This window comes from Candidatus Darwinibacter acetoxidans, assembly GCF_041936445.1.
Classification (GTDB): Bacteria; Bacillota; Limnochordia; order Darwinibacteriales; family Darwinibacteriaceae; genus DTU010.
This window is the reverse complement of the sequence record NZ_JBHGXH010000045.1, coordinates 86,595-106,255: the sequence shown is the minus strand read 5'-3', so window position 1 is coordinate 106,255 and position 19,661 is coordinate 86,595. Positions and strand designations below refer to the sequence as shown.

At 58.5% G+C, this 19,661-nt stretch carries 21 protein-coding genes; 18 read left to right on the top strand and 3 right to left on the bottom strand.

Features of this window, described 5'->3' with window-relative positions:
• The first annotated feature begins 235 nt into the window (after window positions 1-235).
• On the top strand, window positions 236-799 hold the full coding sequence (locus ACE4YL_RS02110; protein ID WP_461359820.1) for a hypothetical protein: 564 nt from the start codon (window positions 236-238) through the stop codon (window positions 797-799).
• Window positions 796-2,295 (top strand): AAA family ATPase, encoded by a 1,500-nt coding sequence (locus ACE4YL_RS02105; RefSeq protein WP_461359819.1) that lies wholly within the window; start codon window positions 796-798, stop codon window positions 2,293-2,295. The genes ACE4YL_RS02110 and ACE4YL_RS02105 overlap by 4 nt, the downstream gene beginning before the upstream one ends.
• A gap of 41 nt (window positions 2,296-2,336) precedes the next feature.
• Here the strand turns inward: ACE4YL_RS02105 and ACE4YL_RS02100 are convergent, their stop codons facing one another.
• Together ACE4YL_RS02100 and ACE4YL_RS02095 are read right to left on the bottom strand one after the other, a co-directional pair.
• Window positions 2,337-3,377 (bottom strand): hypothetical protein, encoded by a 1,041-nt coding sequence (locus ACE4YL_RS02100; protein ID WP_461369079.1) that lies wholly within the window; start codon window positions 3,375-3,377, stop codon window positions 2,337-2,339.
• Window positions 3,378-3,656: 279 nt separating this feature from the next.
• Window positions 3,657-4,103: a DUF441 domain-containing protein gene (locus ACE4YL_RS02095; protein WP_461359817.1), complete on the bottom strand. Its 447-nt coding sequence runs from the start codon at window positions 4,101-4,103 to the stop codon at window positions 3,657-3,659.
• Between the two features lie 55 nt (window positions 4,104-4,158).
• Here ACE4YL_RS02095 and ACE4YL_RS02090 point away from each other — a divergent pair, with 55 nt between their 5' ends.
• Window positions 4,159-4,614 (top strand): divergent PAP2 family protein, encoded by a 456-nt coding sequence (locus ACE4YL_RS02090; RefSeq protein WP_461360133.1) that lies wholly within the window; start codon window positions 4,159-4,161, stop codon window positions 4,612-4,614.
• A gap of 37 nt (window positions 4,615-4,651) precedes the next feature.
• Here the strand turns inward: ACE4YL_RS02090 and ACE4YL_RS02085 are convergent, their stop codons facing one another.
• Window positions 4,652-5,623 carry a hypothetical protein gene (locus ACE4YL_RS02085; protein WP_461359815.1) on the bottom strand — a complete coding sequence of 324 codons (972 nt, stop codon included), beginning with the start codon at window positions 5,621-5,623 and terminating at the stop codon, window positions 4,652-4,654.
• 100 nt (window positions 5,624-5,723) lie between these two features.
• On the opposite strand from ACE4YL_RS02085, the gene ACE4YL_RS02080 reads away from it, so the two are divergent.
• The 15 genes from ACE4YL_RS02080 to ACE4YL_RS02010 all read left to right on the top strand — a co-directional run bounded on the left by ACE4YL_RS02080 (window position 5,724) and on the right by ACE4YL_RS02010 (window position 19,658).
• On the top strand, window positions 5,724-6,974 hold the full coding sequence (locus ACE4YL_RS02080; RefSeq protein WP_461359814.1) for a competence/damage-inducible protein A: 1,251 nt from the start codon (window positions 5,724-5,726) through the stop codon (window positions 6,972-6,974).
• 21 nt (window positions 6,975-6,995) lie between these two features.
• Window positions 6,996-8,426: a metallophosphoesterase family protein gene (locus ACE4YL_RS02075; protein WP_461365298.1), complete on the top strand. Its 1,431-nt coding sequence runs from the start codon at window positions 6,996-6,998 to the stop codon at window positions 8,424-8,426.
• A gap of 149 nt (window positions 8,427-8,575) precedes the next feature.
• A complete protein-coding gene (recA, locus tag ACE4YL_RS02070) occupies window positions 8,576-9,598 on the top strand; it encodes a recombinase RecA (protein WP_461359813.1) in 1,023 nt (340 codons plus the stop codon).
• Window positions 9,591-10,070 carry a regulatory protein RecX gene (locus ACE4YL_RS02065; RefSeq protein WP_461359812.1) on the top strand — a complete coding sequence of 160 codons (480 nt, stop codon included), beginning with the start codon at window positions 9,591-9,593 and terminating at the stop codon, window positions 10,068-10,070. Before recA ends, ACE4YL_RS02065 begins: the two co-directional genes overlap by 8 nt.
• A 142-nt stretch (window positions 10,071-10,212) precedes the next feature.
• Window positions 10,213-11,754 carry a ribonuclease Y gene (rny, locus tag ACE4YL_RS02060; RefSeq protein WP_461359830.1) on the top strand — a complete coding sequence of 514 codons (1,542 nt, stop codon included), beginning with the start codon at window positions 10,213-10,215 and terminating at the stop codon, window positions 11,752-11,754.
• 60 nt (window positions 11,755-11,814) lie between these two features.
• Window positions 11,815-12,321, top strand: coding sequence for a hypothetical protein (locus ACE4YL_RS02055; protein WP_461359811.1), 507 nt, complete (start codon window positions 11,815-11,817; stop codon window positions 12,319-12,321).
• Window positions 12,318-13,088: a TIGR00282 family metallophosphoesterase gene (locus tag ACE4YL_RS02050; RefSeq protein WP_461359810.1), complete on the top strand. Its 771-nt coding sequence runs from the start codon at window positions 12,318-12,320 to the stop codon at window positions 13,086-13,088. Before ACE4YL_RS02055 ends, ACE4YL_RS02050 begins: the two co-directional genes overlap by 4 nt.
• Window positions 13,089-13,186: 98 nt before the next feature.
• A complete protein-coding gene (locus ACE4YL_RS02045; protein WP_461359809.1) occupies window positions 13,187-13,447 on the top strand; it encodes a stage V sporulation protein S in 261 nt (86 codons plus the stop codon).
• Between the two features lie 82 nt (window positions 13,448-13,529).
• Window positions 13,530-14,465 carry a dipeptidase gene (locus ACE4YL_RS02040; protein WP_461359808.1) on the top strand — a complete coding sequence of 312 codons (936 nt, stop codon included), beginning with the start codon at window positions 13,530-13,532 and terminating at the stop codon, window positions 14,463-14,465.
• A gap of 46 nt (window positions 14,466-14,511) precedes the next feature.
• A complete protein-coding gene (locus ACE4YL_RS02035) occupies window positions 14,512-14,724 on the top strand; it encodes a dodecin family protein (protein ID WP_461360130.1) in 213 nt (70 codons plus the stop codon).
• An 81-nt stretch (window positions 14,725-14,805) separates the two neighbouring features.
• A complete protein-coding gene (locus tag ACE4YL_RS02030) occupies window positions 14,806-15,138 on the top strand; it encodes a phage holin family protein (protein WP_461359806.1) in 333 nt (110 codons plus the stop codon).
• Between the two features lie 72 nt (window positions 15,139-15,210).
• On the top strand, window positions 15,211-16,689 hold the full coding sequence (locus ACE4YL_RS02025) for a spore germination protein (protein WP_461359805.1): 1,479 nt from the start codon (window positions 15,211-15,213) through the stop codon (window positions 16,687-16,689).
• Between the two features lie 5 nt (window positions 16,690-16,694).
• Window positions 16,695-17,600: an acyl-CoA dehydratase activase-related protein gene (locus ACE4YL_RS02020; protein WP_461359829.1), complete on the top strand. Its 906-nt coding sequence runs from the start codon at window positions 16,695-16,697 to the stop codon at window positions 17,598-17,600.
• Window positions 17,597-18,709, top strand: coding sequence for a 2-hydroxyacyl-CoA dehydratase (locus ACE4YL_RS02015; RefSeq protein WP_461359804.1), 1,113 nt, complete (start codon window positions 17,597-17,599; stop codon window positions 18,707-18,709). The genes ACE4YL_RS02020 and ACE4YL_RS02015 overlap by 4 nt, the downstream gene beginning before the upstream one ends.
• Entirely contained in the window at window positions 18,675-19,658 is a 984-nt protein-coding gene (locus ACE4YL_RS02010) for an acyl-CoA dehydratase activase (RefSeq protein ID WP_461359803.1), read from the top strand. Before ACE4YL_RS02015 ends, ACE4YL_RS02010 begins: the two co-directional genes overlap by 35 nt.
• The last annotated feature ends 3 nt before the right edge of the window (window positions 19,659-19,661 follow it).

Genomic DNA, 19,661 nt, shown 5'->3' with positions numbered 1-19,661 from the left:
GGTAATCTGGTATTGAGCCATTTCTGATGTCTCCTCTCTAGGATGTTATGGTTGCAACTTCATTCTAACCGAGGGACACAAGAAATGGCTTCTTTTATTTCATGGGGAAACCAATTTTACACAATTATACGGGCTCAACTGAGTTCGCTGGAATAGCGTGTTATAATACTTAGTGTCAGTAAACTATGCTGACACTTTTTTTATTTGTGAACTGATTGCAAGTGGGGAGGTACCCATGTCATATCGCGGACTGCATCTGCCGGCCGCCGTTTTGGCCTTTGTGCTAGTTCTGGCTGTCGGCTTGTTGGGAAAACACGTATATGAACAGAACCAAATCATCGCTCCCCTGGAGGCAGAGCTTCAGCAGGTGGTGGGCGTTAAGAAAGTGGCCGTACAGCGTTCCCGGGGTGGATGGGGATCGGTGCTGGAGATCTACCTGGATCTGGATGCCCAGGTGCCCCTCGGTGCCGCCTTAGGCCGGGTGCGGCAGATCGCGGCAGACTTCGGCGAAAACCTAGTTATCCATCTGCGGGATTCGGCCAGCCCCGAGCTCCTGCAGTTGTATGAACAGGTGCAGCTGGCCGCAGAAGAGGCGGTTATCACTGGCAAGTTCACTCTGCTGGCGGAGCGGGTTGGACAGCTCGCGGGAAGCCGCGGTGCCGGATGGGAGCTGTCTGTGGATCGAAATTTCATTTATATCTCCCTAACTGATGGGGAACACATGCTCCGGCGGGTGATCAGCCGCGCCCCGGAAGGTCAGGAGCTTGAGTTTCATGTGGATGGAGGTGCTTGGGGTTGAAAGCGTGGGCGAAGGGGCTGGTCCTCGGTGGGGGATTGGCGCTTCTGGTTCTGGCTGTGCTCTCCGGCCTGGACATGACGATACTTCTTTTTCCCTTGAGCCTTTTGGCCTTGGGAGCGCTTTTGATCCACGGCCGCGGGGGGCTGACATCCCGCTTCGCCCCGGCCAGGCTGGGCGGCGAGGAGAGCAGCGTGCCCGCGGTTACCTTTTCCCAGATCGGAGGACAGGAAACGGCCAAACGGGAACTGTTGGAAGCCCTCACCTTCCTTAAGGAAAGTTCCCGCACTAAGCAGCTGGGGATCAGGCCGCTCAAAGGCGTTCTCCTTGTGGGCCCTCCCGGCACAGGCAAAACACTCATGGCCAAGGCCGCGGCCAATTACACGGCTTCCGTTTTCCTGGCTGCTTCAGGCTCCCAGTTCGTGCAGATGTATGCTGGAGTAGGTGCCAGCAGGGTGCGTCAGCTGTTCAAGCAGGCCCGAACCATGGCTGAAAGGGCCAATAAGCCCAGTGCCATCATCTTCATCGACGAGATCGACGTTTTAGGTGCAAAGCGGGGGAAGAACGTAAGCCACCTGGAGTATGACCAGACCCTCAATGAGCTGCTCACCCAGATGGACGGGATAGAAAGCGGCGAGGATGTGCAGATTTTGGTGGTGGGCGCCACCAATCGCGCTGATCTCCTGGACCCAGCGCTGCTTAGGCCGGGGCGGTTCGACCGCATTGTCCAGGTGGAGCTGCCGGACAAGGCGGGCCGCCTCCATATCCTGAACATCCACGCAGCGAACAAACCCTTGGCTGCCGATGTCTGCCTGGAGCAGATTGCCGCAGAAACCCACGGCTTTTCCGGGGCCCACCTGGAAAACCTTTTGAACGAAGCGGCCATCACTGCGCTGAGAGACGGCAGGCAAGAGATCACGCAAGCGGATCTGCGGGAGGCTGTGGAGAAAGTAATGCTGGGCGAGAAATCAAGCCGCCTGCTGCAGAAAGAAGAGCGGGAGCGGGTGGCCTACCACGAAGTGGGGCATGCCGTCATAGGTGAATTGGTGCGGCCCGGTTCTGTGGCCTCCATTACCATTGTCTCCCGTAACCGAGCCTTGGGCTACATCAGGCAGGCCTCCCAAGATGACCAGTATCTCTATACAAAAGATCAGCTGCTCCAGGCCATCCAGGTATGCGTGGCGGGGGCGGTTATGGAAGAGATCATCTTCGGCCAGCGTTCCACTGGAGCCGCAAACGACATTGAACAGGCGGTAAGCCTTGCCAAGCGCATGGTGTTTGCGGGCCTGTCCCCCTTGGGCATTGTCAGTTCCGATCTGCCCGCGGCTGAACTTAACGCTGCTGTCGTGCAGATCATTCAGGAACAGGAAAAGCAGGTGAGGAAGATCCTATCCAGCAGGGTAGATGAAGTGAGAAGCATTGCCGCCCATCTGCTGCGGGAAGAGACAATGAACGGAGATGAGTTCCGCCTGCTCCTGGAGGCGAAACAAGCTTCCTGAATTGGGGCTGGGGAACGGTCTGAACCCGGCCCCTTGCGCGCCTAGAGCCTTACTCCCAGAAGTTCAGCATTGAGCCCTTCTATGATCTCGGGAACGATGTGTGGATAGCGCCGGCTCAAGTACTTGAGCCAACTCTCGGTGTTCTTGTCCTCCAACTCCACAAAAGCCCTGAGGAAGTCCTTGATTACAGCCAGCCCATGTTTCCGATAGAGGCCATGAAAGAGAAGCGTTCCCTTGAGGTGCACCTGCTGAGGCCTTTGACCGTCGCGAGTTCGAATCGGCTCCGGCTTTTCTTCAGTGCAGTAGCCGAGTATAGTGTCGTGCACATAACTCTCCTGGCCGTTTTCCAGCAGAAAGGCTAAGGCCGACCATTCGGCACTTGTTTCATTTAGCCAATCTTCCCAGTTGCCGGGGGCGCCACAGCACCAGTTGTGGGCCAGCTCATGCCCTAGCATATGGATCAGCTGTGTCTCTGTACTCAAAAATCGGTTAAGGATTATGGTGCGGTCTATGTTGTAGGCTCCCGCGTTGAGATCTGTTGGCAGCAAGACAATGGGCACCTCACCTGCGGTGCTGCAGCCATATAAACTCTCGAAGTACGGGAGCAGCTTGTCCAGACTGTGCACGCACACCGCCGCCTTCTGGTCGTCCATTTCAGTTTGGGGATAGTAGTAGATAACTCCACGCCTCGACGTCTGGCGTTTGCAGTTTTTCAGGGCGATAATAAAGAGCTCGTCTTCTTGTGGACGATAATGCCAGGCGTTCTCGTTGGGTACGAAGTGAGAGTTCAAAACCACGTAATCCTGGCCAAGGTGGATGAACACTTCCGCATCCCACCAAGTCCCACCCGGAGAGATGCGGCCTGGATACCATCCGCTTGCCGCGTTGACTGCCAAAATGTCGTCCGTGAATATCGTGTGCTGGGCGCGGGATGCACCAGAGTATAATACGGAGAATTCTGTGCCCAGGGAATCTTGGACTATATAGCGCTTCCGATCTGCCCGATAGGGAGAGCCACGGCTGTCTTCTCTCGCGACCTTAAACTCGAGACTTCTACCGCTGCTGTCGACTATTTTTTCCACCTGATAACCGCGAGCCAGTTCAAAGGAAAAGAAGCCGGCAGGCGGTTCGCAGAAGGTCAGCAAGCATTCTACTTGAACAGCCGCGCGTTGTTTCCAGAGTCTGAGCCGCATCCGGTCCATATCTAACCACCTTTACCGCCCTTGAGGGATTCTGTCTTTCCTGCGCGAAAAAATTCGCCAGAGACGAATAGAAACCCTGTTAGCCGGCGCGCAGTGCAGCGGACAACACTTCTTGGTTGTTCGCCCAATTCGAACCTGCTATAATCAAAGGGGTCCAGACTAACGGATCAGAAGACGTGCAAGCAGCGCCGTGATGCCGGCGGCCATGATGGGGCCCACAGACACCCCGCCAAAGAAGGAAACACTGATCATCACGCCGATCAGGATGCCGGGGACGATGGAAGGCTCGGCGGCTACGAACTCCAGGCCCTGGCTGTTGAGGTACGCCCCCAGCAGACCGCCTACGATGGACATGATGCCCACCGGGCTGAGCAAGGACGAAACCAGGCTCTTCAGGGTGACCTGTCCAGAAGCGAAGGGTACCATGAGGGCAATGGTCAAAAACAGCAGTCCTGCTTCCAGGCCGCGGGTCTGAATCAGCGGGAAAAACCTGTTGAGGCGCATGAGATCAAGAAAAAAGACGATGGCCGCGGCCGCACCCAAGAGGTTGTTCCTGGACAGGATGGCCGCGACAAAAATGATCAGCAAGGGCAGCGAGGAGTGCATTTTCATCCCCCCTTGGATCATCCTATTCCCAACTCGGCGCGCTATGAAAGGGATGATGGCTATCAACGCCCGATCTCACTTGGGATTCATTACAGACAACTCTGTTTTCATGACCTCTCTGTTAGCTTGGGCCATTGCCCAGCTCTTGAAGATCGTTTCCTGGGCAGTGATGCGGCGCAAGCTGAATTTCAAGCGCTTGGTGGAGCCAGGTGGAATGCCCAGCTCCCACAGCGCCTTTGTCACCTCGTTGGCTACGGGTGTGGGCCTTGTGGAGGGGTTTGACTCTACGCTGTTTGCCTTGGCCGCGGTGTTCGCCTTGATTGTGATGTACGATGCCGCGGGCGTGCGGCGCGCGGCGGGCAAGCAGGCCCGGGTGCTCAACGCCATTATTGAAGATCTCAACCGCCGGGAGCTGCACCCCGAACGCCTGCGGGAACTTTTGGGGCACACCCCGGTGGAAGTGGTGGCGGGGGCACTGTTAGGCGTACTTGTCGCTATCTGGCGGCTTTAGCAGAAAGGCACAGGGGATTCCTGTGCCTTTCTGCCCTTCAGGGACTCCAGATCTGGGGGGTGGAGTAGTAGCCAACAAAGCCGTTCATGCTCACCGCGGCCACTACATACCTGATTTCCGAGGGGAGGTCCTCGGGATCTAGAGTATGGAGGAAAGATGTTGTAGGGATGGGTATAGAATTTAGGGGCTGGAAGCGTTCTAGAGGGCTGTTTTTGGCTAAGACGATGTAGCCCTGGAGGTTGAGGTGTTCAACTGGTGCCCACGTGATCTCCACCTGTGGGCCGCTGCCGTTCACGTTGAGCCAAGCTGGGGCTGGAAGCAGGGTGTCCACCCGTCCGGTGATAAAGAGGTCCTCCGTTTCCGGGCGCCAGGTTATGGACACTTCCTCGTTTTCCGCAATGTCGATTAGCTGCCAGATGCCGACGCCTAGTCTGTTGCCCACGTGGAAGGTTTCGGTGTACAGCTCGATCTTAAACTCATAGCTTCCGGGGCTGATTTCCAGGGTTGCTTCGAAGGGAGCGTCCGCATCTTCTCGGATTACTTCATACAGATCGTCGTTGAAGTAGATACGGGCGCGCAGGGCTTCTTTGCGGAAGATGTAACCGTCCAGATCGATGGTGATATGCACGGTGCTGGCCGCGGGCTGGAGTACTAGCTCAACCGTGGTGGGGCGGCCGTAGGTGATTTCGACGGGCTGGGGTTTGCTCTGGAAATGCACCATTCCTTCGGCATCAACCAAAAACACGGTGAGTTCCCAATTGCCGATGGGCACCTGCAGGACGCCCTGGAATTCGTTGTTCTGTACAGGAACGGTGGTTTCCACCATGTGTTTGCCCCGGCTGAGGATGATGCGGGCTTCCACAACTTCCACCGGTGTGGAGTCTAGGCTGCCCACAACTGTGAGGGGCGAAAGAGGGGTCAGGGGTGCAGCGGTTAGGCAGGCACTGGTGAGCAGCGCCAGGGAAGTTGCCAGCAGGAGAAGCACACTGGGTACGCTGCTTTTCCTCACGGTGAGCCTCCTTGCTCTCCCTGGGCGCGCTTTTAGTATAACATAGGCATACAGAAAAGTAAAGAGAAAAAGATAATATTCTGAAAATGGAGTGAGGGCCATGCGGGCAGAGTTGGTTATAGTGGGTACGGAGCTCCTGTTGGGGGAGATCGTGGACACCAACGGGCCGTTCATCGCCGGCCATCTGGCGGATCTGGGCATCGATGTCTACTATAAATCCACCGTGGGAGATAATCTGACTAGGCTGCAAGAAGTGCTCAGCCGCGCCCTGGGCCGCTCCGACCTGGTGCTGATCAGCGGAGGCTTAGGGCCAACGGAAGACGATCTAACCCGGGAAGCGGTGAGCCTGGCCGCCGGATGCCCCCTGGAGGAGGATGCCCAGGCCCTGCGCTGGATCGAAAACCGCTTTTTAGAGCGCTACGGCTCCCTCAGCGCCATGAGCCCCCTCAACCGCAAACAGGCACTCTTTCCCCAGGGGAGTGAGGTGATTCCCAACCCCGTGGGTACCGCGCCCGGTTTCTGGTTGGAAAAACAGGGGAGGATTGTGGTGGCCCTGCCGGGAGTGGCCCAGGAACTGCGGGCTATGTTCAGCGAGACAGTTCTGCCCAAACTGCGGAAGCTCTCTGGCCCTGAAGCCCTGATCATCCGCAATTTGCACTTTTCCGGCATTGGCGAGTCCAGCCTGGCTCAGCTCCTGGCCGATCTCATCGCGGAACAGACCAATCCCACCCTGGCCCTTTATGCCTCCGGGGGCACAGTGCGGGTCCGCTTAGCGGTGAAGGCCGCCAGCAGGGAGCAGGGCTTGGCGCTCATCGCCCCCCTGGAGGAGGAAATCAAGCGCCGGGCCGGGGATTACTTCTACGGGGTAGACAAAGAGTCCCTGGAAGAGGTTGTAGCCAAGGCTTTCTTGGAGCGGGGACTCACCCTGGCGGTGGCTGAATCCTGTACAGGCGGGCTCATCGCCCACCGCCTCACCAACATACCCGGCAGTTCAGGGTTCTTCCAGCGGGGCTATGTGGTGTACACTAACCAAGCGAAGATTGAGGATCTGGGTGTGCAGCCGGCCACTTTGGCCGCCTTCACTGCCTACAGCCCCGAAGTGGCCCGGGAAATGGCGGCAGGTGTGCGCAGCCGCGCCGGAACCGATTACGGCCTGGCGGTTACGGGCATTGCCGGCCCCGGGGGAGCTGCTCCCAATAAGCCAGTTGGCCTTGCATATATCGGCTTAGCTTGCGGGGACAATACTATCGTGCAGAGGCATTTCTGGAAGGGCACGCGGGAGCAGATCAAGGAGAGGCTGGCCTGCGCCGCCCTGCAGCTTCTGTGGAAGACCATCAACACTGGAATCTGACTAGGGGAGGATGGGGTGCCCATGGAGCAGCGGACCAAGAACCGGACCAGACATCTGCCGGTTCTTTTTGTTGTTTTGGGCCTCATCTTCTTCCTCAATCTGTTCTCCAGCACCGACTACCGCTTCTTCGCGGTGGTGGTGAACCTGAAGGTACTGGTGGGCGGTACGGCGCAAACCCGCCTGGTGCTGCCCCCGGTGGGAGAGGTCAGGGCCCGCACCCACTGGCTGCCTGTGAGAATCAGTGCCGAACTGCGCAGCGTGGAGCTGGGTGCTCTGCGCCAAACGGTGTTTTCCCCCCAATTTCAGGCAGACCAGGTGCTGAATCAGGTGCAGGCAGCAGCATCCAGGATCATCTTTCATTTCCTTTTGAAACTGGTCCTCCTGGCTTTCTTGGGCGCGATGACTGGCCTTTTGCTTTTGGGTGTACGCAGCGGCCGCAAGCTGCTCCAGGGAGGGCTCCTGGGTATACTGGTGGTCTTGACCGCCGCCGGGCTGATTTATATCACCTACGAGCCTGACGCCTTTCAGGAGGTGGAATATGAAGGGATGATCGAGGCGGCACCCTGGCTGCTCACAGTGGTGCGGGACGCTTTGGACCAAGTGGAGGAACTGGGGATGCGGGTGCAGACCCTGGCGGCAAACCTCTACTCCGCGCTGCAGCGGCTGGAAGAGGTCGGACCCGTGGGCCTGGTGGAAGCGGATGTGCTGGTACTGCATGTCTCCGATATCCACAACAACCCCGTGGCCTACAACTTCGCCGCGCAGGTGGTGGAAAGCTTCGATGTGGATCTGATCCTGGACACGGGTGATCTCACCGATTGGGGGACCGCCCTGGAGGCGGAGATCACCAGGCGTATTGAGGCGCTGGGCCGGCCCTATGTCTTTGTTTCCGGCAATCATGATTCACCCCAGGTGGTGCAGCGTCTTCTGGAGACCTCCCACGCTGTGGTGCTGGGGGAACCGGTGGTCATCGCCGGGCTCCACATTGCGGGCACGGGCGATCTGGTGGCAGGCAGTTACCTGCCCACTCCAGCTTCCCCTGGGGAACTGGCTTCCCTTGCCGAGGAGATCAACGCCTTCTGGGCCGCTAGGCCAGATCGACCCCACATTTTCATGGTGCACAATCACCGCGTGGCTGAAGCGTTGACTCCCGGCCTTTTCCCTGTGGTGGTTTACGGTCATACCCATCTTTGGGGGGTCAGGCAGGAGGGTACCACCGTGTACAGCAACGCCGGCACCACAGGTGCCGCGGGCATCCGTGGTTTCCAGGCTAAAGAGCCGCTGCCCTACAGCCTTTCCCTGCTCTACTTCGTGCGCTCGGAGGATGGCAGCTTGCGGCTGGAGGCGGTTGATGGGGTCCATGTGGCGGGACTGGGCCAGAGTTTTTCCCTGCAGAGAACATTTGTGGAGCCCGGCAGGAATAGGGGAGGCGATGTAGAACTATCACTCTGAAGTTCTGGAGAAGGTCTTGGTTACTTGTGCTTTGCTCGGGGAAACGCTTTGGGCTTAATGGGACCACTGTGCGTCTTGTTGGGCAGTTTCTCCTCTTTTTATGAGCCGCGGGCGAACATGTGTTTTAAGAGAAAGGAGCGAAATCTGCAGTGGAAGAGAAGCAAAAGGCTTTAGATAGAGCCATCTTGCAGATAGAAAAGCAGTACGGCAAAGGCTCGATCATGCGCTTGGGCGAGCAGACCAGCTTAGATTTGGAGGTCATCCCCACCGGCTCCCTGTCTTTAGACATTGCCCTGGGCGTGGGGGGCATTCCCCGGGGCCGGATCGTGGAGATCTACGGGCCCGAGGCTTCAGGGAAAACCACTTTAGCCCTGCATGTCATGGCTGAAGTGCAGAAAACCGGGGGCATCGCGGCCATGGTGGATGCGGAACACGCCCTGGATCCCAGCTACGCCCGGGAAGTGGGGGTCGACATCGATAATCTGCTCATTTCCCAGCCGGACCACGGCGAACAGGCCTTGGAGATCGCTGAACACCTGGTCCGCAGCGGTGCGGTGGATGTGGTGGTGATCGATTCGGTGGCCGCGTTGGTGCCTAGGGCAGAAATCGAGGGCGAAATGGGGGATGCCCATGTGGGCCTCCAAGCGCGCCTGATGTCCCAAGCCCTCAGGAAACTTACCGGGGCCATCAGCAAGTCCAACTGCACGGTGATCTTCACTAACCAGCTGCGGGAGAAGGTCGGCGTCATGTTCGGCAATCCCGAAGTGACCCCTGGCGGCAGAGCTCTGAAGTTCTATGCATCCATCAGGCTCGATGTGCGGCGCATCGACTCCCTGAAGCAGGGAAGCGAAATCGTGGGGAACCGTACCCGGGTGCGGGTCTTGAAGAACAAAGTTGCGCCCCCCTTCAAAGAAGCGGAATTCGACATCATGTACGGTAAAGGAATCTCTAGGGTTGGCGACATTTTGGACTTGGCAGCCGCTTTAGATCTGGTCAACAAGAGTGGCGCCTGGTACTCCTACGGCGATGTGCGCCTGGGTCAGGGGCGCGAAGCCGCTAAAGAGTATCTAACGCAGCATCCCGAGCTCGCGGACGAGCTGGAGATGAAGATCAGGATAGCCAAGGGCTTGATCAAGGCAGGCGCCCAGGAGGTTGCAGAAAAGAGTGAGTGAGACCAAGGCTGAGGATGCCAAGGCGGCGGCACTGCGCCTTCTCGCGGCGCGGGACCGCAGCACCCAGGAACTGCGCATCCGTCTAGAACGCAGGTTTGCCCCGGCGGAAGTGGAAAAGACCATCAAGTATCTGCAGGAGATCGGCTATCTAGATGATCTGCGTTTTGCCCGCATCTACGTAGACTACCGGAACCGGAACCGACCCACCGGCAACTACCTGCTGCGCATGGAGCTGAGCAGCAAAGGGATCCCCGACAGCCACATCGAAGAGGTGCTCAACTCGCCGGAGGAGGAATATGAACTAGCCCTGAATCTGGCGGCACAGCGCCTGGGCCGCCTGGAGAGGGCCGATGCCCTGGAGCGCTGCGCTAAAGTCTATCGATTCCTGCAGCGCAGGGGATTTCCCGGCGCGGTGGCCAGGAAAGTGATTAGGGAACTCCTTGACAGGGATCCAGAAAAAGAATACAATTAAAGCGAGTTGTTCGGCTGTGCTAGCCTAGGTATTCGAAAACGAAATGAGAAGTCTGAGCTGAAAAGGAACTTGAACACTGGGGAAAGCTGAGTTGCGGCTCGGCTTTCTTTTCTAAGGGTGTGAAACGAAGGAGGTGAATGCTATCGAGCTATTGATTGCGTTGATTAAGTACGGATTAGTGGCAGTGGTTGCCCTGGTGGCTGGCTACTTTGTGAGAAAACTCTCAGCTGAGGCCACCATCCGCTCCGCCGAGGAAGAAGCCCGCAGGATCGTGCAGGAAGCTGAACGTGATGCGGAAAGCAAGAAGCGGGAAGCCTTGGTGGAGGCCAAGGAGGAAATCCACAAACTCCGCTCGGAGATGGAAAGGGAAGCTCGGGAACGCCGGGCTGAACTGAACCAGTTTGAGCGGAGGGTCTCGCAAAAGGAAGAGGCCCTCGACAAGCGGGCCGAAGCGCTGGAGCGCAAGGAAGAAGCACTGCAGCGCAAAACGCGGGAAGTGGAACAGCGGCAAAATGAGGTGAGCGAACTTCTGGCCAAGCAGCGGGGGGAGCTGGAGAGAATATCCCAGCTGACCACGGAAGAAGCCAGAGATATGCTGCTTAAGGCTGTGGAGGAAGAAGTCAAGCACGAAACTGCAATGCTGATCCGTGACCTGGAGAATCAAGCACGGGAGGAAGCCGAAAAGCGGGCCCGTGATATCATTTCCCTGGCGATTCAGCGCACCGCTGTGGATCATGTGGCCGAATCCACCGTTTCTGTGGTGGCGCTCCCCAATGATGACATGAAGGGGAGGATCATCGGCCGGGAAGGCAGGAACATCCGCGCTTTGGAGACGCTCACAGGTATCGACCTGATCATCGATGATACGCCTGAAGCCGTTATCCTGTCTGGATTCGATCCGGTGCGCAGGGAGATCGCCCGCATTGCTCTGGAGCGCCTCATTGCCGATGGACGCATCCATCCGGCCCGCATTGAGGAAATGGTGGAAAAGGCGCGCAAAGAGGTTGATGCGGCGATCCGCGATGCTGGGGAGCAGGCAACACTCGAAGCAGATGTGCATGGCCTGCATCCTGAACTGGTTAAGTTGTTGGGCAGACTTCGTTTTCGAACTAGCTATGGCCAGAACGTGTTGAAACATTCGATTGAGGTAGCTCATTTGGCCGGGATTATGGCCGCCGAGTTGGGGGTCGATGAGCGCCTGGCTCGCCGGGCCGGTCTGCTGCATGATATCGGCAAGGCCGTAGACCATGAAGTGGAAGGTACCCATATCCAAATCGGCATTGAGCTTTTGCGTAAGTACAGAGAGAATGAAGATGTCATCCACGCCGTGGCCTGCCACCACGGGGACTATGAAGCTCAAAGCGTGGAGGCGGTCTTGGTGGCTGCCGCGGACTCCATATCCGCAGCGAGACCAGGTGCCCGGCGGGAGACTCTGGAAAGCTACATCAAGCGCCTGCAGAAGCTGGAGGAGATCTCCTCTTCCTTCGATGGGGTGGAGAAGTCCTACGCGATTCAGGCAGGCCGGGAAGTGCGGATCATTGTGAAACCCGAGCGGGTCAGTGATGCTTCTGCGGTTCAGTTGAGCCGGGAAATTGTGAAGAAGATCGAGTCTGAGCTGGAATACCCGGGTCAGATTAAGGTGACCGTGATTCGCGAAACCCGCGCGGTGGAGTATGCCAAATAGGACCAGGCAGCTGCCTGGTTCTATTTTTCCAGATGTTGAGGGGAAAATGGAGGAGAGAGCTTGGACATCGGCGGCACTCAGGTAGATCTACTCATTGCCATTCTAGTACGTTTTCCAGCCATAGGAACCATCCACTGTGAACCTGAGACGGGGACGCTGCGTTTGGTCTTTCTGATTAGAGGGGCTGAGCAGGACTTCGAGGATTTTGCCAGGCGCTTCCAGGCGCATTTGGCTTTGTTCCACAGGCTCAGGAGAAAAGGGTCCCCGGAGGCGGTGCTGAGCCAAAAGGAGAACGGACAGCTCACCGTGGTGGAAGTCACCCGTGACCTGGCAAACATCTCCCTGGCGGAGTTGAAGCTCATCGTGGAGCTGTTTCGGGACTATTACGGCGAATGCCTGGTTCAGGACGGGCCCGCGATGGTTGAAGAGGATGCCTTCGAGCAGGATCTGCTCATCGAGGCCCTCCTCAATGAACGGGGGGAAGTGGGACCGGAACGCCTAACAGGATTCAGGGAAAATGGCAGGGTACTGGTGTACAGCACCATTTGGGGGGTGGATAGGCGATGAATGTACTTATCTTAGGCGACATCTACGGCCGCCCCGGGCGGCGGATCGTCGCGGAGTACCTGCCAGAATTGGTGGAGCAGTATAAACCCGTCTTGATCGTGGCCAACGGCGAGAATGCCGCGGGTGGTTTCGGGCTCACCCGCAAGGTGGCGGAAGAGCTGTTTGCCCTGGGTATCCATGTGCTCACCAGCGGCAACCACATCTGGGATCAGAAAGAGATGTACGCCTACATCGGCGAAGATCCCCGCATTTTGCGCCCGGCCAACTATCCGCCGCAGGTCCCTGGGAACTCCGTTTACCTGCACCGCTGTCAGGGTGCTGTTGTAGCGGTGGTCAGCCTCATGGGGCGGGTGTTCATGGGCGACTATGACTGTCCCTTCCGTACAGCCGACCAGATTTTGGCCTCCCTGCCCCCGGAGGTAACCCATGTGATCATCGATTTCCATGGGGAAGCGACTTCGGAAAAAATCGCCCTGGCTCACTATCTTGACGGGAGGGTGAGCGCGGTTGTGGGTACGCATACCCACGTTCCCACCGCGGACGAGCAGATCCTGCCGCAGGGTACCGCTTACATAACGGACCTGGGCATGTGCGGGCCCATCCACAGCGTCTTGGGGGTGGATCCCCAGATTGTGATCAACAAGTTCTTAACCCAGCTGCCCGCGCGGTTTGCCGTGGCCAAGGGGCCCGCAGCCTTGAACGGCGTTGTGATTTCGTTAACTGAAAACGGACTGGCAGAAGGAATTTTGCGCCTGAATCTTCAATAAATGCGTATAATAGGAGGATTTTCCCAGTATATATCTAATAAGATATTTGAGGATACCACGTAAGTAGTAGCGCTTTCACCTAAGGAGGTCACACGAACATGGAAGTATTGAAAGTGTCGGCACACTCCACCCCCAACAAAGTCGCCGGTGCGCTCGCTGGGAAGGTGCGCGAAGAAGGCCGCGCGGAGATTCAGGCCATCGGCGCGGGTGCCTTGAACCAGGCAGTAAAAGCGGTGGCTATTGCCAGAGGTTTTGTGGCCCCTAGCGGAGTGGACCTAGTGTGCATTCCGGCGTTCACCGACGTCATAATTGACAACGAAGAAAGAACTGCCATCAAACTGATTGTGGAACCAAGATAGCGGCGCAAGAAGTAAAAGCGACGGACAGCCCATCCCACAGGGGTGGGCTCTTTTACTAGGCTGAAGCTGGGAGGCTGAGACAGTGTTCATTTTTGATGCCCATATCGATACCTTGTCGCGCCTTCTGACCCGGGGTGAGAAACTGGAGGATGCCCAGGGCCATGTTAAACTGGAAGATCTGCAAGCAGGAGCGCGGGCCCAGTTTTTTGCGGCCTTTGTCGATCCCCAGTACTACCACGGGTTAGCTCTGCACCGGACCATGGAAATGATCGACCTCTTCTGGGAGACTCTAGCTGCCTACCCAGAGGCTTTAGCCTTCGCCGGGTCGGCGGAGGAGATCATTCAAGCAACCGCCCAAGGCCGCACCGCCTGCCTCTTGGCCATCGAAGGCGGGGAGGCGCTGGAGGGGAAGCTCTCCATGCTCCGCCTCTTTTACCGGCTGGGGGTGCGGCTTTTGACCTTGACCTGGAATTTCCGCAATGATCTGGCCGCGGGCCAGTGGGAGGGTCCCCAAGGGGGAGGCCTGAGCAGATTCGGGCGGGAAGTGGTGGAGGAGATGAACAGCCTAGGCATGCTGGTGGACGTGTCCCACCTCAATGAGCCTGGGTTCTGGGATGTTCTGGAGGTAAGCACAGATCCGGTCCTGGCCTCCCATTCCAACGCCCACGCCCTGTGTCCCCATCCCCGCAATCTCACTGATCAGCAGATCCGGGCTTTGGCGGATCGGGGGGGAGCGATCGGCGTCAATTTCTGTGCCGCTTTTTTGGAACCTTCGGCCCAGGCCACCAGCGAACATGTGGTGGAGCAGATCGCCTATCTGCTCCAGGTGGGCGGTGAGGACTGCCCCGCCCTGGGCTCGGATTTCGACGGCATCAGCCAGGTTCCTGAGGGGCTGGAAACCTACAATCAGATTCCAAAGCTGATCGGGCTTCTGGAGAAGAGGGGATTTGGTGCAGCGGTCATCGAGAAAGTGATGGGCGGTAATTTGCTGCGCCTCTGCCGGGAGGTCCTTGGTTAAAACCCCTGCCCCGGGGTTATGCTACAGGAAAAAAGGGGGCTTACCGTTGGCAAGTCATGTGGTCAAGGTAATCGAGCTTGTGGGTGAGTCGGATCAGAGTTGGGAAGATGCTGTCCAGGTTGCAGTGAAGCAGGCCAGCAAGACCCTGCGGGGTATTACCGGCGTTGAAGTGCTTAACTGGTCCGGCAAGGTGGATGAACAAGGTGAAATAGTCGGCTATCGCGCCAATGTGCACGTGGCCTTTGCAGTGGAAAACTAAAGCGGATGGAAGCGGCTTAGGATAACTAAGCCGTTTTTTGGTTATACTACCCTCAGCAAATCAAGAAATGGGTGACAGGAGATGGATTGGATGGGTGCTGTTATACGTTTTATCGTTTCCGCTTTGGTGCTCATGTTGGTGGGTTTTATCCTTCCCGGCTTTAGAGCCCTCTCCTTCTTCCATGCCCTGTTTGCAGCGGTGGTCATCGCCGTTTTGGGCTGGGTTGTGGAAAGCCTGCTGGGTCGAGCTGTCTCTCCCTACAGCAGGGGGATCGTGGGCTTTTTGGTTTCGGCGGTGATCATCTGGGCCGCGCAGTTCATCGTTCCGGGTATGGAGGTTTCGGTGATCGGAGCTCTGCTGGCAGCTTTTGTCATCGGTATCATTGATCTTTTCGTGCCCACCACCATACGCTGAGGCACATTTCCCACTGCCTCGCCCCGTGGAGCTCCGCTCCGGTCAGGGGCGGTTTTTTTAGGGAGTGATGGTATGCCCAAGGCTCGGTTTGCCGTGTCCAAGAAGCTCGAAGAGAACCTGGAGGTGCTCAAGGAGGAACTCGGGTACGGGGTTACCTTCGATCTGGTCTTCCGCAGGCTGCGGGTGGCCCACAAACAGGCCTGTTTGATCTTTTTTGATGGTTTTATCCAGGACGAAGCGGTGATCCATATCCTCAGGGCCCTGCAGGCGGTGCCCCGGATGGGGGTCACCCTCGCCGCCCTCCAGCAGGATCTAGAGAATGTGATACCCTACTTCGAAATGAGTATGGCCGACAGTTTAGAGGCCGCCATGGACCAGGTCCTTTCCGGTGCCATGCTGCTGCTCATCGATGGCGTCCAGGAAGTTGTGGTGCTGGATGTGCGGCAGTACGTGGTGAGGGGTTCGGAAGAACCCACCCTGGAGAAGGTGACCCGGGGTTCCCGGGATGGGTTTGTGGAGACTGCCCTGTTCAACATCAACTTGATCAGGCGTCGGATCCGCGATCCCCAGCTGCGCTTTGAGGCCCTGCAGGTGGGGCGCCGCTCCAAAACGGATGTAATGGTGGGTTATATCGAAGATGTGGCCGACCCCAGCCTGGTCAACGAGGTGAAAAGCAGGATTGAGGCCATCGACCGCGATGCAATTCCCATGGGCGGCAAAAACCTGGAGGAGTACATTCTGGGCACCGTGTTCAACCCCCTCCCGGTAACCCGCTATACCGAGCGGCCCGATGTGGCCGCGGCCCACCTTTTGGAAGGCCATGTGGTGATCATCGTGGATACCACTCCCTTTGCCTTGATCGTACCGGTAACCCTGTGGCACTTCACGCAGCACGCGGAGGAGTATTTTCAAAATCCTCCGGTGGGGACTTACCTGCGCTGGATCCGCACCGCTGGGATTATCGGTTCTTTGATCCTGCTGCCCCTCTGGTACACCCTGGCGGTGAGCCGCAACCTGCCTCCCTGGATCTCCTTTATCGGGCCGAAGGATCCGGGGCGTTTGGCCTTGTGGCTGCAGCTTTTGCTGCTGGAAGTGGGCTTGGATCTGATCCGCATGGCCCTGATCCACACCCCCGATTCCCTGGCCACTTCTTTAGGTATAGTGGGAGCCATTATCCTCGGCGATTTGGCCGTGTCCATCGGCCTGTTTACCGGAGAAGCCATCCTCTACACGGCCATCACCGCCATCTGCGGTTTTGCCACGCCCAGCATTGAGCTGAGCAACGCCCTGCGGCTCTTTCGCTACGTCCTTTTCTTGGGCGCGGTGGTGGGCGGGTGGTGGGGCCTGGGCGCAGGGCTCTTGGTTACGCTGCTCACCATGGGCTTGACCAAATCTTTCGGTATCCCTTATCTGTGGCCTTTGGTTCCCTTTGACGGTCCGGCTCTGCTCAGGGTGCTGTTCCGCTATCCCATCCCCCAGGTGGCGGTACGGCCCCGCCTTACCCAGCCCCAAGATCTGCGGGCCCAGAAAAGGGATCGCCCAAGGAGGTAGCCGCCATCAGACAGGTTGGGATTCCCCGTGCCTTTTACTATTTCCACTACTACCCCCTGTGGCAGACTTACTTGGCTGAACTGGGTTTTCAGGTGGTCAGCTCGCCCTGGACCAATCAGGAGCTATTGGAACTGGGCCTGGCCTCCTGCGTGGACTGCGCCTGCCTGCCCTTGAAGGCCTATGTGGGGCATGTGCAGTTCCTGGTCCAGCAGGGACTCAGCCTGCTGTTTGTACCCCAGGTGGTCAGCCTTTTCCCCAAGGAATGGACCTGCTCCGTGCTCCTGGGGCTGCCTGATCTGGTCAAGCAGTATGTCCCTCCCTCAGTGCGGCTGCTCACACCTGTGCTGGATGCCCGGCGGGGCATCCACCAGCTGACCCTGCAATATCTGCACTTCGGGCTCCAGTGGGCAAGGCCCTCCCCAGTGCTCAGGGCCTGGCGTAAGGCCGTAAGGGCCCAGCGGACGTGGGAAAGGGCCTATCAGGCCGTAAGCTCCCCAGGGCGCTTTCGCTTACTGCTCCTCGGTCCGCGCTATCTCACTGATGACCCTTACCTCAACGGAAATCTCCGGGAGAAGCTGCGGGACTTGGGGGCGGAAGTGCTGTGCCCCGCCGATTTTTCCGATGCCACCACCGCCGCAGCCTGCAGCCTTCTCCGCAAGCGTCCCTACTGGACCTGTACCCGCCGGTCCCTGGGCGCGTTGGCGCATGCTGTACCCCAGCTGGACGGGGTGGTGACCATCTCCCCCTTTGGCTGCGGGGCAGAGGCCATGCAGGGCGTTCTGATTACCAGCCTCACGGGGACAAGGATCCCCCACTTGGAGCTCCATGTGGACGAGCACACAAGCCCCGTGGGCCTGTTCACCCGGCTGGAGGCCTTTTGTGACCTTCTGGAAAGGAAAAGGAGCGGATGAAGATCACCTTTCCCCACATGGGAAATGTGTACATAGCTGTGGAAGCCTTTCTGCGGGGGCTGGGCCATGAACCGGTCACCCCGCCGCCCAGCAGCCGCAGGACTTTGGAGCTTGGCAGTTTTCACAGTCCGGCGGAGGTCTGCCTGCCCTTCAAAATCGCCCTAGGGAACATGCTGGAGGGAATGGCCCAAGGGGCGGAGGCGGTGCTCATGATCGGCGGTTGGGGCCCCTGCCGTTTGGGCTACTACGCCGAGATTCAGCGGCTGCTGCTGCAGGCCCTGGGCCGGGAGGTGGAGTTCATCACCCTCGAAGTGCCCCGGCGGCCCTATGCCCCTTACGCAGCTAACCTGCGCAAGCTCATCGCCCCCACGAGGTTCAGTTCCTTGGCCCGGGGCGCGGGTCTCAGCTGGGCTAAGCTCAAGGCGGTGGAAGAGCTGGAAGGCCTTGCCCTCAAGGTACGGCCCAGGGAGATGCGGCCCGGTGCCGCCACGGAGTATCTCCAGGAGCAGCTGGAACGTTTGCGTGCCGCCGAGACGGCAGCAGAGGTGGAAGAGCTCCGACAGGCGGCGCGCCGGGACCTCCCACAGCTTGCGGGCCGTGAACGGAACCAGCCCCTGCGCCTCGGGATCGTGGGGGAGATCTATACGGTGGTGGAGCCCTTTGCCAATCTACGCCTGGAGGAGCGCTTGGGTTACCTGGGCGTGGAAGTGGTGCGCACCATCAGCTTGGTGGAGTGGGTGACCAACCACATCTTCAAAAAAGCGGCGGGCCTTTCCAGCCTGGCACCACTTAGGCGTTTGGCCGCCGGCTACCTGCGGGGTTTCATCGGCGGCCACGGTTTAGAAAGCATCGCCCGCAGCGTGGCTTTGGCCAGGCAGAACCTGGACGGCATCATCCACATCCTTCCCCTATCCTGCATGCCCGAGATTGTGGCCAGGGGAATTCTGCCGGGCCTCAGCAGGGAACAGGGGATCCCCGTGCTGTCCTTGGTGGTTGATGAGCATACGGCGGAAGCGGGCTTCCAAACCAGGTTGGAGGCCTTTGTGGATTTGGTGGGGAGGAGAGTGGGGAGCCTTGGGCACAGGCAGAGCAGTGTATCTCGGAGTTGATGTGGGCAGCGTGAGCACCAATTTCGTGCTGTTGGATGCCCAGGCGCCAGGTGCGGCGGTGGTTTGGAAGCAGTACCTGCGGACCCAAGGCGCGCCGCTGACCGCCTTGAAAACCGGCTTGAGCCTGCTGAAGGAGGCAGGTGATTGGGAGATCCGGGGAGTGGGTACCACCGGCAGCGGCCGGGAACTGGCGGGGGTGGTGCTGGGAGCCGATCTGGTGAAAAACGAGATCACGGCCCATGCCGCGGCGGCACTGAGCTGCGACAGTACCGTGGCCACCATCGTGGAGATCGGGGGCCAGGACTCCAAATTGATCATCCTGAGGGATGGGGTGGTGGTGGATTTTGCCATGAACAACGTGTGTGCCGCGGGTACCGGCTCCTTTCTGGATCAGCAGGCCCATCGGCTGGGCATTCCCATCGATGAGTTTGGCGCCCTGGCCCTGCGCAGCAAGAATCCCGTGCGCATTGCCGGCCGCTGCACCGTTTTTGCCGAATCGGACATGGTGCATAAACAGCAGCTGGGCGTAGATCTGGCGGATATCGTGGCGGGATTGTGCGCGGCCATGGTGCGCAACTTTCTCTCCAGTCTCGCCAAAGGAAAAGAGCTGCGCCCCACCGTGTTTTTCCAGGGAGGGGTGGCGGCCAATGCCGGCATGCGCCGCTTCCTGGAAGAGGCTTTGGGGTACGAAGTGTGCGTCCCGGAGCATTACGATGTGATGGGGGCCCTGGGCATTGCCCTTTTAGTTAAGGAATCCCTACAGGCGGCGGCCAAGACGCGTTTTTGCGGTTTCGAGAAGATCCTCCAGAGCGAAGTCAACACCCGCAGCTACCAGTGCCGGGGCTGTCCCAACGCCTGCGAGATCTCTGAAATTTGGCGCGAGGGAATCTTCCTGGCCAGCTGGGGAGCGCGCTGCGGACGGCAGGGCCGGGCTGAGCAGAGCAGTTGAGCT

What these genes read in the sequence shown, in the direction of transcription:
- ACE4YL_RS02025 (WP_461359805.1), top strand. Translation starts at nt 15,211, where the DNA reads ATGCCCAAGGCTCGGTTTGCCGTGTCCAAGAAGCTCGAAGAGAACCTG.
- ACE4YL_RS02050 (WP_461359810.1), top strand. Translation starts at nt 12,318, where the DNA reads ATGAATGTACTTATCTTAGGCGACATCTACGGCCGCCCCGGGCGGCGG.
- ACE4YL_RS02015 (WP_461359804.1), top strand. Translation starts at nt 17,597, where the DNA reads ATGAAGATCACCTTTCCCCACATGGGAAATGTGTACATAGCTGTGGAA.
- ACE4YL_RS02110 (WP_461359820.1), top strand. Translation starts at nt 236, where the DNA reads ATGTCATATCGCGGACTGCATCTGCCGGCCGCCGTTTTGGCCTTTGTG.
- ACE4YL_RS02045 (WP_461359809.1), top strand. Translation starts at nt 13,187, where the DNA reads ATGGAAGTATTGAAAGTGTCGGCACACTCCACCCCCAACAAAGTCGCC.
- ACE4YL_RS02090 (WP_461360133.1), top strand. Translation starts at nt 4,159, where the DNA reads ATGGCTATCAACGCCCGATCTCACTTGGGATTCATTACAGACAACTCT.
- ACE4YL_RS02075 (WP_461365298.1), top strand. Translation starts at nt 6,996, where the DNA reads ATGGAGCAGCGGACCAAGAACCGGACCAGACATCTGCCGGTTCTTTTT.
- ACE4YL_RS02080 (WP_461359814.1), top strand. Translation starts at nt 5,724, where the DNA reads ATGCGGGCAGAGTTGGTTATAGTGGGTACGGAGCTCCTGTTGGGGGAG.
- ACE4YL_RS02095 (WP_461359817.1), bottom strand. Translation starts at nt 4,103, where the DNA reads ATGCACTCCTCGCTGCCCTTGCTGATCATTTTTGTCGCGGCCATCCTG.
- ACE4YL_RS02030 (WP_461359806.1), top strand. Translation starts at nt 14,806, where the DNA reads ATGGATTGGATGGGTGCTGTTATACGTTTTATCGTTTCCGCTTTGGTG.